Genomic DNA, 15,385 nt, shown 5'->3' with positions numbered 1-15,385 from the left:
TGTCGGGTGGGGGCTCAGCCGCGGACTTCGAGCAGCGGGACGAGCTGCTCAACCGGGGTCATCGAGCCGTGCAGGCCGATCATCTGGGACTCGCCGGGCTCGCTGCGGGTGGCGACGATCGCCACGTCGTCGCGGGCGGCGGCGACCACGTCGCCGATCCGGGGCAGTACGCGCTCGTCCACCTCGGGGCCGAACCACCCTGCGGCGACGGCCTGTTCGCGGGTGGCGACCCACATCTGCTCGCCGAGCACCTCGCTCCAGACCGCGTACACGTCGCCGGCCGCGCCGGGGTGGGCGTAGACGTGCCGGGCCCGGCCCTCGCCGCCGAGCAGGGCGACGCCGGCCGAGAGCTCCCAGTCCTCGTCGAAGTCGATCCGGTTCTCCGGGGCGATGTCGATCATGCCGTGGTCGGCGGTGACGTACAGCGCGGAGCGCGGCGGGAGCTGCTCGGCGAGGCGGCGGGCCATCCGGTCGACGAGCGAGAGGGTGAGCCGCCACTCGTCGGAGTCGACGCCGAACCGGTGCCCGGCGGCGTCGAGTTCGCTGAGGTACGTGTAGACCAGGGCCCGGTCGTGCTCGGCCAGCCAGGCGGCGGCCCGGTCCATCCGCTCCTCGGCGGTGGTGCGGCCGAGGAAGGTGCCGCCGGAGAGCGCGACCCGGGTGAGCGGGGTGGAGGCGAACAGCGGGGAGGAGACCTGGGCGGTGGCGACGCCCGCGAGGTGGGCCTGCTCGAAGACGGTGGGGTAGGGCTGCCAGGCGTGCGGGTCGACCGGCGGGTTCCAGCGCAGCTGGTTCATCAGCCGGCCGTTCTCCGGGATCCGCACCGTGTACCCGACCAGGCCGTGCCGGCCGGGCGGCAGGCCGGTGCCGACCGAGGCCAGCGAGGTGGCGGTGGTGGACGGGAAGCCCGCGGTGATCGGGGTGCCGCCGGGCATCAGCGAGGTGAGGAACGGCGCCCAGTCGGGGTTGGCCCGGATCAGCTCCCAGCCGAGGCCGTCGACCAGGAACACGCAGACCCGGTCGGCGGGTTCGAGCGGCAGCGTGCCGTGGAAGCCGGGCACGCCGAGGCCGGCCGCCAGCGTGGGCAGCAGGTCGCTGAGCGCGGCGCTGCCGTAGCGCGGGGCGGGGGCGTCGGCCGGGTCGAGCAGCTCGTAGACGTCGTCGTGCATGTCCCGGCTCAGCCGTTGGCCACGGTGGCCTCGGACAGCGCCCGGGCGAACACCAGCGCCTGGGCGACCGTCTCGGGGCCGTCGCCGGCCTCGCTGACCCGCAGCGAGAGGTCGTCGGCGGTGGCGGAGCCGGTGTAGCCGTGGTCCGCCTCGCAGTTGGGGTCGGAGCAGCCGGCCGGCTCCAGGTCGAGGCGCTGGACGGCGCCCCAGCCGATGGTGAGGACGACCTCGCGCGGCGGGGTGCCGGGGGTGTACGTCTCGGGGTTGGCGACCATCCGGCTGACCACCACGGAGTTGATCCGGTCCAGCCGGACCGTCTCGGTGGAGGTGGTGGCGTACGGGACGGGGGTCGCCGCGTCGCCGTTCTGCTCGTCGGTGTGGCTGACCACGAAGCGGGAGGCGGTGAGCACCAGCACGGTGACGTGCCGGCGGACCTCGTTCGCGTCGAAGGTGGTCTCCTGGTGCACCAGGTAGGAGCTGATCGGCTCGGGGCCCACCGCGGACTCCACCGCCTCGGAGACCAGCGCCGGGTAGTAGCCGCTGCGCTCGATCGCGGACCGCAGGTCCTGCGTGGTGGTTCCGGTCTTCGCCATATCTCCATCCTGGCATGTCCCGCCGCTCCGGCGGGTGGCACTGCGCCGGGTCGTTCCGGTCCGCCGCCGGGCCGGTGGTCGCCCGCTCCCGGCCGGGCGGGCAACCACGCAAGGTTACAGGGTGCTCATGACGCGCGGCCCCAGATCGGTGCGGACCGGCAGCGGGGCGATCCGGACCCGGGCGCCGAGCACCGCGAGGCCGTGCGGGGCGACCACCACGGGCTCCAGATCGACCGAGGCGACCTCGGGGAGGTCGTCGACCAGACGGGAGACCCGGAGCAGCAGCTCCTCCAGCGCGCCGGTGTCGACCGCCTCGGCGCCGCGCCAGCCGAACAGCAGCGGGGCGGCCCGGACCTCGCGGATCAGTTCGGCCACGTCCCGGTCGGTGGCGGGCACCAGGCGGTGCGCGACGTCGCCGAGCAGTTCGGCGGGGGCGCCGGCGAGGCCGAAGGACAGGATGGTGCCGACGGCGGGGTCGACGGCCGCGCCGATCACGGTGTCGACGCCGCGCGGGGCGAGCCGCTGCACCACCAGGCGGGCCTCGGCGGCGCCGCCGAGCAGCGCGTCCAGTTCGCGGTGGGCGCGGCGCAGTTCGGCCTCGCCGGTCAGGTCGAGCCGGACGCTGCCGAGGTCGGGGCGGTGCCGCAGGTGCTCGGCGGTGGCCTTGAGCGCGACGGGGTAGCCGAGCGTGGCGGCGGCCTTGACGGCGCTGTTCTCGTCCGGCGCGGAGAGCGTGGGGCTGACCGGGACGCCGTAGTGGCCGAGCAGTTCGGCGGCCTCGGCGTCCGGCAGGGTGATCCGGGCGCCGCCGGCCTGGAGCCGGGCGGCGGCGGCCTCCCGGCCGGCCAGCACGCGTTCGACCAGGGCCCGGGCGGCGGCCTCGTCGACGCCCTCCAGTTCGGGGACCCGGGCGGTCTCCTCGGCCTCGGCGTTGCGGCGGCGCCACCGGGCGTAGCGGACGGCGTCGGCGAGGGCGTGCACGGCGCGTTCGGGGGCGGGGTAGGCGGGGACGCCGCCGGTGCGCAGCCGGGCGACCAGGCCGGGCAGCGCGAGGTGGGCGAGCAGCAGCGGTTTGCCGAGTTCGCGGCCGCGGTCGGCGGCGTCCAGCAGGGCGCGGGCGATCTCCGGGTCGTCCTCGACCTGTTCGGGGGCGGCGGTGGGGCCGTGCACGCCGATCGGCGGGATGGCGACGGCGATGACGGCGTCCACCTGGGGGTCGGCGAGGGCGGTGTGCAGGGCGATCCGGAAGTTCTCGCCGCTGGCGCCGGTGGTGAGGTCGACGGGGGTGCGGGGGCGCAGGCCGGCGCTCAGGCAGGTGTCGTAGGTGAGCAGGCCGAGCGAGTCGGAGTTGCCGACCACGGCGACCCGGTCGCCGACCGGGAGCGGCTGGCCGGCCAGCAGTTCGCCGGTGTCGAAGAGTTCGGTGATGGTGTCGACCCGGATCACGCCGGCCTGCTGGAACAGCGCGTCGACGGTGCTGTCGCGGAGCCGGGTGGCGGCGGGCTGGACGGCGTGGCCGGGCGGCAGGCTGCCGGTGTGCCGGGCGCCCTTGAGCACCACGACGGGCTTGCCGGCGGCGAGCCGGCGGGCGATCCGGGTGAACTTGCGCGGGTTGCCGAAGGACTCGAAGTAGAGCAGCACCACGTCGGTCGCCGGGTCCTCCTCCCAGTACTGGAGCAGGTCGTTGCCGGAGACGTCGGCGCGGTTGCCGACCGAGGCGAAGGAGGAGAGGCCGAGGCCGCGCCGGTGGGCGGCCTCCAGCAGGGCGACGCCGATCGCACCGGACTGGCAGAACACGCCGAACCGGCCGCGGGCGGGCAGCACGGGGGCGAGCGAGGCGTTCAGCCGGTGCTCGGGGTCGGTGTTGATCAGGCCGAAGGCGTTCGGGCCGATCACCCGCATCCCGGCGGCCCGGGCCTGCCGGACCAGGGCGCGCTGCTGCTCGCGGCCGTCGGGGCCGGTCTCGGCGTAGCCGGCGGTGACCACCACCAGGCCCCGGACGCCGTGCGCGCCGCACTCGGCGACGACGGCGGGGACGGCGGGTTCGGGGACGGCGATCACGGCGAGGTCGACCGGTCCGGGGACGTCCAGCACCGAGCGGTGGGTGGGGACGCCGTCCAGCAGGGTGCCGGGCTCGGCACCCCGGTTGACGGCGTGCACGGGGCCGTCGAAGCCGGTCAGGGCGTCCCGCAGCAGGGCCCGGCCGACGGACTGCGGGTTGCGGCCGACGCCGATCACGGCGAGCGAACGGGGCGTCAGGAGCCGTTGCACGGACCGGGCTTCGGCCCGGTGCTCGCGGGCCCGCATGACGGCGAGCGAGGCGGCGGTGGGCTCCAGGTCGAACTCCAGGTGCACCACGCCGTCGGCGAAGCTGCGCCGCTGGGTGTAGCCGGCGTCGGTGAAGACCTTGACCATCTGGCGGTTCTCCGGCAGCACCTCGGCGGTGAACCGGCGGATGCCGCGCTCCTGGGCGACGGCGGCGATGTGCTCCAGCAGCGCGGAGGCGATGCCCCGGCCCTGGTGGGCGTCCTGGACCAGGAAGGCGACCTCGGCGTCGGTGCCGGTGGTGGACGGCATGCCGTCCTTGTCGGTCCGGTCGTAGCGGACGGTGGCGACGAAGCGGTCCCGGACCACCAGGGCCAGGCCGACCCGGTTGACGTAGTCGTGGTGGGTGAAGCGGCGGACGTCCTTGTCGGACAGCTGCGGGTAGGGGGCGAAGAAGCGGAAGTACTTGGACCGGTCGGAGACCTGTCCGTAGAACTCCACCAGCCGGTCGGCGTCGTCCGGCGTGATCGGCCTGATCCGGGCCGTCCCGCCGTCGCGCAGCAGGACGTCCGCCTCCCAGTGCTGCGGGTAGCCGTTGTCCTCGGGTGCGCGCTCGTGCTCCACGGTCGCCAGGGTAGTCGTCGGCGAGCCTGATGGCGCCGGGCGTGCCGGACGCGGCACGCTGGCGGTGCCGCGCCACCGGGCCGTCTCCGGGCCGGCGTGCAACACTGGTCTAGACAACCCTGCACCACCTGCACCACCGGAAAGGCACCTCTCATGGCTGAGCGCCGCGTCACCATCGGTTGGGCCGAGGGCCTGCACGCCCGTCCCGCCTCCGTCTTCGTCAAGGCCGTCACCTCCACCGGCGTCCCGATGACCATCGCCAAGGAGGGCGGCACGCCCGTCAACGCCGGCTCCATGCTGGGCCTGCTCGCGCTCGGCGCGGCCGGCGGCGACGCCGTGGTGCTCGCCTCCGAGGCGGAGGGCGCGGACGCCGCGCTGGACCGGGTCGCCCAGCTGGTCCGGGAGGGCCTGGACGAACTGCCCGCGGCCTGACGCCGCCGGCGCCGCCAGGGGCGTGCCCCCGGCGGCGCTCTCTCGTTCCCGACCCGTCCCCGAGCCGTTCCCGACGGCCCGTCAGCCCTTGACGCAGATCACCTGCTTGAGGTGCGCGACCACCTCGACCAAGTCCCGCTGCTGGGCGATGACCTTCTCGATCGGCTTGTACGCGCCCGGGATCTCGTCGACCACGCCGGAGTCCTTGCGGCACTCCACGCCCGCGGTCTGCGCCACCAGGTCCTGCGTGGTGAAGCGCTTCTTGGCGGCGTTCCGGCTCATCTTCCGGCCGGCGCCGTGCGAGGCCGAGTTGAACGAGGCGGCGTTCCCGAGGCCCTTCACGATGTACGAGCCGGTGCCCATCGAGCCCGGGATGATGCCGTACTCGCCGGAGCCGGCCCGGATCGCGCCCTTGCGGGTGACGAGCAGGTCGACGCCGTCGTAGCGCTCCTCGGCCACGTAGTTGTGGTGGCAGGAGATCAGCTCGCCGAACACCGCCTTGGCCTTGGGCAGTTCGCGGCGGACCGCGTCCTGGAACAGGGCCATCATCAGCGCCCGGTTGTGCTTGGCGTACTCCTGCGCCCAGAACAGGTCGGAGCGGTAGGCCGCCATCTGCGGGGTGTCGGCGATGAAGACCGCGAGGTCGCGGTCGATCAGGCCCTGGTTGTGCGGCAGCGACTGGGCGATCGACATGTGGTGCTCGGCGAGCTCCTTGCCGATGTTGCGCGAACCCGAGTGCAGCATCAGCCAGACCGCGCCGTCGTCGTCCAGGCAGAGCTCGATGAAGTGGTTGCCGCCGCCGAGCGTCGCCATCTGCTGGGCGGCCCGCTCGCGCCGCCAGCGGACGTCCGGCGCGATGTCGTCGAAGCGCCGCCAGAAGTCGTCCCAGCCGGCGGTGGACAGGCCGTGCAGCTTGCCCGGCTCGACCGGGTCGGTGTGCAGGCCGCGGCCGACCGGGATGGCCTGCTCGATCCGGTGGCGCAGGTGCGACAGGTCGTCCGGCAGGTCCTTCGCGGTCAGCGAGGACTTGACCGCCGTCATGCCGCAGCCGATGTCGACGCCGACCGCGGCCGGGCAGACCGCGCCCTTCATGGCGATCACGGAGCCGACCGTGGCGCCCTTGCCCAGGTGGACGTCCGGCATCACGGCGAGGCCGTGCAGCCAGGGCAGCGTGCTGATGTTGCGCAGCTGCTCCATCGCCTGGCCCTCGACGGTGGCCGGGTCGGTCCACATCCGGATCGGGACGCGGACGCCGGGAACCTCGGTGTACGACATGGGTGTTCGACCTCCTGGGTCGGTGGTTTCGAGGATGCCGCACGAAAGGGCCCGGTGCGGCGGCGGGGAAGCATGGAGGGGGACGGCGCGAAACGGCCGTGCGGGACAGCTCAGGCTGCGGAGGCACGGCGCAGGGGCAGTCTCGGGGAGCGTCGTCGTGGCTCGACCCGCATGGTGACCGCCTCCTTCCGCGTGCGTGGCGACCGCGCGCCGCTCGCGCTGTCGGGGGACATCTACCCACGCGCCACCGACAGCGCGCAACGGATTAACGGAACAGGGGGCCCGGCGGAGTCGACGCTCCGTCAGGCCCCCTGCGGGGAAGGTCAATTGGCGATGACCGTGACGTCCCCGATGCCGAGTTCCTTGACCGGCTCGGCGATCACCGAGGCGTCGCCGACCAGCACGGTGACCAGGCGGTCCGGCGGGAAGGCGGCGACCACCGCGCGGGTGGCGGCCGCGGTGTCCAGCTCGGCCAGCCGCCGGTAGAAGTCGGCCTGGTAGGTGTCGGGCAGGTACTGCTCGACCTGGTCGGCCAGGGTGGCGGCGACCGAGCCGGCCGTCTCGAACTTGAGCGGCGCGACGCCGACCAGGAACTGCACGGCCTCCTCGCGCTCGGCGTCGGTCAGGCCCTCGGCGGCCAGCGTGCGCAGGATGGTCCAGGTGTCCTGCAGCGCGGGCGCGGTGGACGCGGTGTCCACCGAGCCGCTGATCGCCAGCAGGCCGCGGCCGGAGCCGTCGGCGGCGGAGCGCAGCGGCTGGGCGAACGCCCGGACGCCGTAGGTGTAGCCCTTCTCCTCGCGCAGCACGCGGTCCAGCCGGGAGGTGAGGGTGCCGCCGAGGCAGTAGGTGCCGAGCACCTGCGCGGCCCACGCCGGGTCGTGCCGGTCCGGGCCGATCCGGCCGATCAGCAGCTGGGTCTGCACCGAGCCGGGCCGGTCCACGATGATCACCCGGCCGGTGTCGTCGCCGGCCACCGGGCCGTGCACCGAGGGCTCGGCGGACTCGGCGGTCCACCGGCCCAGGGTGGACTCCAGCAGCGCGGCCAGGTCGGTGCCGGTGAGGTCGCCGACCACGACCGCGGTGGCGGTGGACGGGCGCAGGTGGGCGTCGTAGAACGCCTTGACCGCGTCCCGGTCGATCCGCTTGACGGTGTCGGTGGAGCCCGGGCGCGGCCGGGACAGCCGGTCCTCGGGGGCGAACAGCGCGGCGTAGAGCGCCTTCGCGGCCCGGCGGGCCGGGTTGGCCTGCTCGTGGACGATCTCGTCGAGGCGGTTGGCGACCAGCCGCTCGATCTCGTCCGCGGGCAGCGCGGGGGCGCGCAGCGCGTCGCCGAGCAGGGTCAGGCCGCGCTCCAGGCGGGAGGCCGGGACCTCCAGCGAGACCCGGATCGCCGGGTGGTCGGCGTGCGCGTCCAGGGTGGCGCCGGCCCGCTCCAGCTCGCCGGCGAACTGCTCGGCGCTGAGCGTGTCGGTGCCCTCGGACAGCGCCCGGGCCAGGATCGAGGCGACGCCGTCCAGGCCCTCCGGCTCGGCGGCCAGCGGCGCGTCCAGCACCACGTCGACGGCGACCAGCTGCTGGCCGGGGCGGTGGCAGTGCAGCACCGTCAGGCCGTTGGCCAGGGTGAGGCGCTCGGGCGCCGGGAACGCCCACGGGGTGGGGGTGCCGGGCTGCGGCTGCGGGTGGAACTCCATCACGGGGGTGTGGTCGCTCACGCCGCCGCCTCCTCGTCGTCGCTGTCGTTGCTGTCGTCGTCACCGGTCGGTTCGTACACCAGGACGGCCCGGTTGTCGGGGCGCAGCCGGGCGGCGGCGACCGCCCGGACCTCCTCGGCGGTGACGTCGAGGACCTTCGGCAGGGCGCTGTTGACCAGCTTCGGGTCGCCGAACAGCACGGCGAAGCGGCAGAGTTCGTCGGCCCGGCCGGCCACCGTGGTGAGCCGGTCCAGCCACTCGCGCTCGATCTGGGCCTGGGCGCGCTCCAGCTCCTCGGCGGTGGGGCCCTCGGCGGCGAACCGGGCGAGCTCCTCGTCGACGGCGGCCTCGATCCGCTCCAGGGCGGCGTCGCCGCCGGCCTTGACGTCCAGCCAGCCGAGCGAGGGCGCGCCGGCCAGCCGGAGCAGGCCGAAGCCGGCCGAGACGGCGGTGCGGTCGCGGCGGACCAGCCGGTTGTAGAGGCGGGAGGACTCGCCGCTGCCGAGGATGGTGAGCGCCAGGTCGGCGGCGTCGGCCTCGCGGGTGCCGTCGTGCGGGAGCCGGTAGGCGGCCATCAGGGCGCGGGACGGGACGTCCTCGCGGACCAGCTCGCGCACCTCGGCGCCGAGCGTCTCGGGCAGGCTGCCGTCGCGCGGCGGCTGCTTGCCGTCGTGGCCGGGGATCGAGCCGAAGTACTTCTCCACCCAGGCGATGGTCTGCTCCGGGTCGAGGTCGCCGACGATCGACAGCACCGCGTTGTTGGGCGCGTAGTAGGTGCGGAAGAACGCCCGGGCGTCCTCCAGCGTGGCGGCGTCCAGGTCGGCCATCGAGCCGATCGGGGTGTGGTGGTAGGGGTGGCCCTCGGGGAAGGACAGCGCGGTGAGCTTCTCGAACGCGGTGCCGTAGGGCATGTTGTCGTAGCGCTGGCGGCGCTCGTTCTTCACCACGTCGCGCTGGTTCTCCATGGAGGTGTCGTCCAGGGCGGCCAGCAGCGAGCCCATCCGGTCGGCCTCCAGCCAGAGCGCGAGCTCCAGTTGGTGCGCGGGCATGGTCTCGAAGTAGTTGGTGCGCTCGAAGCTGGTGGTGCCGTTGAGCGAGCCGCCGGCGCCCTGGACCAGTTCGAAGTGCCCGTTGTTGGAGACGCTCGCCGAGCCCTGGAACATCAGGTGCTCGAAGAGGTGGGCGAGTCCGGTGCGCCCCTCGACCTCGTGCCGGGAGCCGACGTCGTACCAGAGGCACACCGCGGTGACCGGGGTGAGGTGGTCCTCGGAGAGCACCACCCGCAGGCCGTTGGCCAGGCGGTGTTCGGTGATGGCGAGGCCGCTTGCGGGCGCGGGGTTGGCCATGCGGGGTCCTTCCCGTCGTCGGTTCCGGAATGTCCGGGCCGGGGGCGTGTGACGTCCCCCATTGTGGTGCAACGCCGGGCGGCGCCGTCAGGTGTCCCGGTCGGGGACGCGTTCGCCAGCGGCGGAAGCGGCCCGGGTGACGGGGCGTGTCCCACCGAGGGTCCACAATGGGGGGCGTTCACGCCCGCGTCCGCCCACACCCATGTCCCGTCATGTACCGCAAGGGAGCCCCGCAGCGATGGCCCGCCGCAGTTCGCCCACCCCGCCGCCCGGTGACTTCGAGGAGCGCATCCTCGACGTCGATGTCGTGGACGAGATGCAGGGCTCGTTCCTGGAGTACGCCTACTCGGTGATCTACTCCCGGGCCCTGCCGGACGCCCGCGACGGCCTGAAGCCGGTGCACCGCCGCATCCTCTACCAGGCCAACGAGATGGGGCTGCGCCCGGAGCGCGGCCACGTCAAGTGCGCCCGCCTGGTCGGCGAGGTGATGGGTCGGCTGCACCCGCACGGCGACGCCTCGATCTACGACGCGGTGGTGCGGCTGGCCCAGCCGTTCTCGATGCGGCTGCCGCTGATCGACGGCCACGGCAACTTCGGCTCGCTCGGCAACGACGACCCGCCGGCCGCGATGCGGTACACCGAGTCCCGGCTGACCGCCGCCTCGATGTCGATGGTGGAGTCGATCCACGAGGACACCGTCGACTTCGGCCCGAACTACGACGGCTCCGAGCAGGAGCCGCAGGTGCTCCCCTCGGCGTTCCCGAACCTGCTGGTCAACGGCGCCACCGGGATCGCGGTCGGCATGGCCACCAACATGCCGCCGCACAACCTGACCGAGGTGGTCGCGGCCGCCCGGCACCTGATCAAGCACCCGACGGCGGACCTCGACACCCTGATGCGGTTCGTCCCCGGCCCGGACCTGCCCACCGGCGGCCGGATCGTCGGCCTGAGCGGCATCCGGGACGCCTACGCGTCCGGCCGCGGCACCTTCAAGATCCGGGCCACCACCTCGATCGAGGACGTGACGCCCCGCCGCAAGGGCATCGTGGTCACCGAACTGCCGTACACGGTGGGCCCGGAGAAGGTGATCGGCAAGATCAAGGACCTGGTCAACGCGAAGAAGCTGCAGGGCATCGCGGACGTCAAGGACCTCACCGACCGGGCGCACGGCCTGCGCCTGGTCATCGAGGTGAAGAACGGCTTCGTCCCCGAGGCGCTGCTGGAGCAGCTCTACAAGCTGACGCCGATGGAGGAGACCTTCGGCATCAACAACGTGGCGCTGGTGGACGGCCAGCCGCTGACGCTGGGCCTGAAGGAGTTGCTGGAGGTCTACGTCGACCACCGGTTCACGGTGGTCAAGCGGCGCAGCGACTTCCGCCGCCGCAAGCGCCAGGACCGGCTGCATCTGGTCGAGGGCCTGCTGATCGCGCTGGTCGACATCGACGAGGTGATCGCGCTCATCCGCAGCAGCGAGGACGCCGGCCAGGCCAAGGACCGGCTGATGGAGCGGTTCGGCATCTCCGAGACGCAGACGGCGTACATCCTGGACACCCCGCTGCGCCGGCTCACCCGGTTCGACCGGGTCGAGCTGGAGACCGAGCAGGAGAAGCTGCTCAAGGAGATCGCCGAGCTGACCGAGATCCTGGAGTCCGACACCAGGCTGCGCTCCGTGGTCTCCGCCGAACTCGCCGCCGTCTCCAAGCAGTTCGGCACCGAGCGGCGCACCGTGCTGCTGGAGGCCGGGGCCGCCCCGGCCGCCGCGCTGGCGGTACCGCTGGAGGTCGCCGACGACCCGTGCCGGGTGCTGCTCTCCTCGACCGGCCTGCTGGCCCGCACCTTCGACCTGGAGCCCGCCACCGGCGAGCCGGCCCGCGCCAAGCACGACGTGCTGCGCTCCGCCGTCCCCGCCACCGCGCGCGGCGACATCGGCGTGGTCACCTCGGCCGGCCGGGTGCTGCGCCTGCCGGTGATCGACCTGCCCGCACTGCCCCCGGGCACCGCGACGCTGTCCGGCGGCGCGGCGGTCTCCGAGTTCCTCCGGCTGGAGGCGGACGAGCGGGTGCTCGCGCTGACCACGCTGGACGAGTCCTCGCCCGGCCTGGCGCTCGGCACCGTGCAGGGCGTGGTCAAGCGGGTGGTGCCCGAATGGCCCGCCAACAAGGACGAGTTCGAGGTGATCGCACTCAAGGACGGCGACACCGTGATCGGCGCGGTCGAGCTGCGCACCGGCGAGGAGGACCTGGTCTTCCTCACCTCGGACGCCCAGCTGCTGCGCTACCCGGCGGGCCAGGTCCGGCCGCAGGGCCGCCCGGCCGGCGGCATGGCCGGCATCAAGCTGGCCGACGGTGCGCGGGTGCTGTCCTTCTCCGCCGTCGACCCGGCCGAGGACGCGGTGGTGCTGACCGTGGCCGCCGCCTCCGGCACGCTGGCCGGCGAGGAGCAGACCAGCTGGAAGCTCACCCCGTTCGACCAGTACCCGCGCAAGGGCCGGGCCACCGGCGGCGTCCGCTGCCAGCGCTTCCTGCGCGGCGAGGACGGCCTCGCCTTCGCCTGGGCCGGCCCGCTGCCCGCCCTCGGCGCGACCGCGGCCGGCCAGCCCGTCGCCCTCCCGGAGCGCGACCCGCGCCGGGACGGCTCCGGCACCCCGGTCCCGTCCCCGATCGCCGCGGTCGGCAGCCGGATGTGACGCCCCGTCACCCCGCCGACCGGTGGGCGCCCCTCCCCGGGGGCGCCCACTAGGCTGGGCCCGGTGAGCACCTGTACCGCGCTGTCGAGCGAACTGACCGAGCCGCTGTCCGCCACCGCGGCCACCGCCAGCACCTGGCTGCTGCTGGAGCAGCCCGGGCCGTGGGGGGCGCAGGCGCTCACCGGGAGCCACCTCGACCCGGAGCTGGGGGCGGCGCTGGAGGAGGCCGCCGAGGGCACCGGTGTCCGGATCGCGCTGATCCGCCGGCCCGGGCGGCACGCGGACACCGACACCGCAGCCCGGCACGAGGTGCTGGTCGCGCACACCTCCCCCGCCGACCCGTGGGTCCGCCGGGCGCACCTCGACTCCCCCGCCGACCTGCTCCCCCTCGACTTCGCCGCGCTCGGCGCGGGCGACCACGGCTCCTTCGGCACCCCGCACGTCGGCGGCCCGATCGCCCTGGTGTGCACCAACGGCCGCCGGGACCGCTGCTGCGCGCTGCTCGGCCGCCCGCTGGCGGCGGAGCTCGCCGCGGCCGGCCACAGCGAGGTCTGGGAGGTCACCCACCTCGGCGGGCACCGCTTCTCCCCGACCGTGCTGGTGCTGCCGCACGGCTACGCCTACGGCCGGCTGACCGCGGAGTCCGCCAAGGAGGTGCTGGCCGCGACGGCGGCCGGCCACACCGTCCCCGCGCACTCGCGCGGCCGCTCCTACTGGCCGCGCCCGTCGCAGGCCGCCGAGCAGGCGGTCCGCGAGCTGACCGGCGAGAGCGCCGCCGACGCCCTGACGATGCGCCAGGAGCGGGACGGCGAGCGCTGGTCGGTCGAGGTCCGGCATGCCGACGGCCGCCGCTGGCGGGCCGTCGTCGCCGAGTCGCCCAGCGAGCCGCCCCGCCCGGAGAGCTGCGGCAAGGCGCCGGGCACCCCGTCCCGGATGGACGTGCTGGAGCTGCGCGCGCTCTGACGCACCGTCAATCCCCTTCCTCCGCAGGGAGGGTGAAGCAGACGGCGATGCCGCCGCCCGGCGCGTCGTCGAGCCAGACCGTGCCACCGTGCCGCTCGACGATCCGGCGGACGATGGCCAGCCCGGCGCCGGACCCGCCGCCGTGCTCGGTCGGCCGGTGCAGCCGGCGGAACAGGCCGAACACCAGCTCCCGCTGCGCCGGCGGCACGCCGATGCCGTTGTCGCGCACCACCACCGCCTCGACGGGTGGGCCGCCGTCCGGCAGCGGGCGGCGCTCCACGCCGACCTCGACGGTGCGCGGGCCCTCGGCCCGGGCGTACTTGGCGGCGTTCACCAGCAGGTTGACCAGCACCTCCTGCAGCCGGTCCGGGTCGGCGCGGACGGTCGGCAGCGAGCCGCGCAGCACCGTGACCCGCTGCTCGCCCAGCCTGGGTCCGGCCACCTCCAGGGCCCGGTCCAGCGCCTCGTCGAGCGGCACCGGCCGCCGGTCCAGGCCGATCTCGCTGACCTGGGAGTAACGCAGCAGCGAGTCGAGCAGGTCGTCCATCCGGACGGCCAGCCGGCGCACGGTGTCCAGGTGGCGGCGGCTGGTGGCGTCGAGGTGGTCGCCGACGTCCTCGATGACGAAGCCGGCCGCGTTCGAGATCCCGCGCAGCGGCTCCTTCAGGTCGTGGGCGGCGGCGTGCGCGAAGGCGTCGAGGTCGGTGTTGCTGCGCTGGAGCCGCTCGTTGAAGGCTCCGGTCCAGGCCGCCTGCCGGGCCAGCAGGCCCCCGATCGCCCGGGCCGCTTCGTGGGCGGCCTCCAGGTCGGTGGCGGTCCACGGCAGGCTGCGGCCGCGCACCGCCGCCCGGAACACCTCGGTGGAGCCGCGCGGCGTCAGCCGCTCGCCGTGCGGGCCGAGCCGGACGGGGAGCGCCGGGTCCGCGGCCCAGGTCCGGGTGGTCGCGCGCGCCCCACGGCACCAGGCCAGGAATCCCTCGCCGAGCGGGAGCAGCAGCACGCCCGCCGGCTCCTCCGCGCCGTCGGACGGGACGTCGGACGAGCCGTCGAGCCCCTCGGGCCCGGGGAGCAGTTCGGACAGCCGGTCGGTGCACCACACACCGGTCGGCGGCAGCTCCGCGGCGATCGCGCGCAGCCGCCGCAGGGCCGCCGGGCCCGGGCCCGCCCCCTCGACGCCGGTCCGGCCCGCCTGGTCGACCACCAGGCCGTCGGCGTCCACCAGCGCGGCCAGCGCCCCGGCGTGGGCGTGCAGCGCGGACGCGGACTCGCCGGGCGCCCCGGCGGGCAGGGCGTCCAGGACGGCCCGGACCTGCCGCAGCGCCTCCGAGCGCTCGCGGTCGGCGACCGCGGCGAGCTGGACCGACAGCGCGCTGCCGAACAGCTCGCAGGCCGCCCGGACATCGGGCGACAGCCAGCGCGGCTCCTCGCCGTGGCAGGCGATCAGTCCCCACAGCGCCTCGTCGGAGAGCACCGACACCGACATCGAGGAGCGGACCCCGATGTTGCGCAGGTACTCCAGGTGGTACGAGGAGACGGTGCGCAGCGCGGCCGCCGAGAGGTCGAGCGGCGGGTCCGCGGCCGGGCGGCGGGCGGAGTACAGCCCGGCGGTGCGGTCGTCGACGTCGCCGATCACCCGGATCCAGTTGGTCCGGTACAGCCGGCGGGCCTGCGGCGGGATGTCGCTGGCCGGGAACCACAGGCCGAGCCAGGGCTCCAGGTGCTCGGCCCGGTCCTCGGCGACCACCTCGCCGGGGCCCTCGGCGTCCTCGAAGCGGTAGGCGACCACCCGGGAGTAGCCGGTCAGGCCGCGGACCTCGCGCACGGCGGCGGCGCAGCACTCCGCCACGGTGGTGCAGCGCTGGATGCGCAGCAGCGCCTGCTGGACCCGACGGGCGAAGCCGGGGCCGGCCTCGGGACGGTCCGCGGGGCAGGGTTCGAGTTCCAGCACCAGCAGCCCGTCCCGGCGGTGCGCGCCGACGTCGAACGGGTGCGGCGCCCCCGCGGGGCGGCAGCGTTCGGTGAGCAGCCGGGCCGCCTCCCCGGCGGCGGCGGCCTCGGCCAGCACCGCGTCGCCGACGATCTCCCGGGCCGGGCGGCCGACCAGTTCGGCGGCGGGGCGGCCGAGGTGGTCGGCGGCGTTGTCCGAGACGGTGTGCACGGTGCCGTCCTGCGGGTCGACCGCGAGCAGGACCCCGAAGGACTGGACGCCGCCGAGCAGGTGGATCGGTTCCCGGACGCACTCCTCCAGGTCGAACCCGCCGACGGCCGCCTCCGCCTCCCGCGCCCGTGCGGACAGCCACCCGTCCTGCGCCATGCCCCGGCTCCCTCGCTCGTGCCCGGC

General features: G+C 74.8%; 10 protein-coding genes. 3 read left to right on the top strand and 7 right to left on the bottom strand.

Going from position 1 to position 15,385, the window contains the following annotated elements; translation table 11 throughout:
- Positions 1–14: 14 nt before the first annotated feature.
- The 3 genes from ACIOHG_RS25630 to ACIOHG_RS25620 form a co-directional block, all read right to left on the bottom strand.
- Complete coding sequence (locus ACIOHG_RS25630; protein ID WP_400953942.1) at positions 15–1,169, bottom strand: alkaline phosphatase family protein; 1,155 nt, start codon at positions 1,167–1,169, stop codon at positions 15–17.
- Positions 1,170–1,177: 8 nt separating this feature from the next.
- Positions 1,178–1,762, bottom strand: a complete 585-nt coding sequence (locus ACIOHG_RS25625; protein WP_400718768.1) for a DUF5998 family protein — start codon at positions 1,760–1,762, stop codon at positions 1,178–1,180.
- A gap of 114 nt (positions 1,763–1,876) precedes the next feature.
- Entirely contained in the window at positions 1,877–4,651 is a 2,775-nt protein-coding gene (locus ACIOHG_RS25620; RefSeq protein WP_400953941.1) for a GNAT family N-acetyltransferase, read from the bottom strand.
- A gap of 153 nt (positions 4,652–4,804) precedes the next feature.
- On the opposite strand from ACIOHG_RS25620, the gene ACIOHG_RS25615 reads away from it, so the two are divergent.
- A complete protein-coding gene (locus ACIOHG_RS25615) occupies positions 4,805–5,083 on the top strand; it encodes an HPr family phosphocarrier protein (RefSeq protein ID WP_400953940.1) in 279 nt (92 codons plus the stop codon).
- An 81-nt stretch (positions 5,084–5,164) separates the two neighbouring features.
- On the opposite strand, the gene ACIOHG_RS25610 is transcribed toward ACIOHG_RS25615, so the two are convergent.
- From ACIOHG_RS25610 to ACIOHG_RS25600, 3 genes are all read right to left on the bottom strand, one after another.
- A complete protein-coding gene (locus ACIOHG_RS25610; RefSeq protein WP_400953939.1) occupies positions 5,165–6,358 on the bottom strand; it encodes an RtcB family protein in 1,194 nt (397 codons plus the stop codon).
- Between the two features lie 323 nt (positions 6,359–6,681).
- Positions 6,682–8,049, bottom strand: coding sequence for a M16 family metallopeptidase (locus ACIOHG_RS25605; RefSeq protein WP_400953966.1), 1,368 nt, complete (start codon positions 8,047–8,049; stop codon positions 6,682–6,684).
- A 17-nt stretch (positions 8,050–8,066) separates the two neighbouring features.
- Positions 8,067–9,395 (bottom strand): M16 family metallopeptidase, encoded by a 1,329-nt coding sequence (locus tag ACIOHG_RS25600; RefSeq protein WP_400953938.1) that lies wholly within the window; start codon positions 9,393–9,395, stop codon positions 8,067–8,069.
- A 238-nt stretch (positions 9,396–9,633) separates the two neighbouring features.
- Here ACIOHG_RS25600 and ACIOHG_RS25595 point away from each other — a divergent pair, with 238 nt between their 5' ends.
- Both ACIOHG_RS25595 and ACIOHG_RS25590 read left to right on the top strand, forming a co-directional pair.
- Positions 9,634–12,081: a DNA topoisomerase (ATP-hydrolyzing) subunit A gene (locus ACIOHG_RS25595; RefSeq protein ID WP_400953937.1), complete on the top strand. Its 2,448-nt coding sequence runs from the start codon at positions 9,634–9,636 to the stop codon at positions 12,079–12,081.
- Between the two features lie 63 nt (positions 12,082–12,144).
- Positions 12,145–13,044 (top strand): sucrase ferredoxin, encoded by a 900-nt coding sequence (locus tag ACIOHG_RS25590; RefSeq protein ID WP_400953936.1) that lies wholly within the window; start codon positions 12,145–12,147, stop codon positions 13,042–13,044.
- 7 nt (positions 13,045–13,051) lie between these two features.
- On the opposite strand, the gene ACIOHG_RS25585 is transcribed toward ACIOHG_RS25590, so the two are convergent.
- A complete protein-coding gene (locus ACIOHG_RS25585; protein ID WP_400953935.1) occupies positions 13,052–15,358 on the bottom strand; it encodes an ATP-binding protein in 2,307 nt (768 codons plus the stop codon).
- Between the last annotated feature and the right edge of the window lie 27 nt (positions 15,359–15,385).

The sequence above is a fragment of the Kitasatospora sp. NPDC088134 genome (assembly GCF_044741705.1).
Classification (GTDB): Bacteria; Actinomycetota; Actinomycetes; order Streptomycetales; family Streptomycetaceae; genus Kitasatospora.
This window is presented reverse-complemented; position numbering and strand designations above follow the sequence as displayed.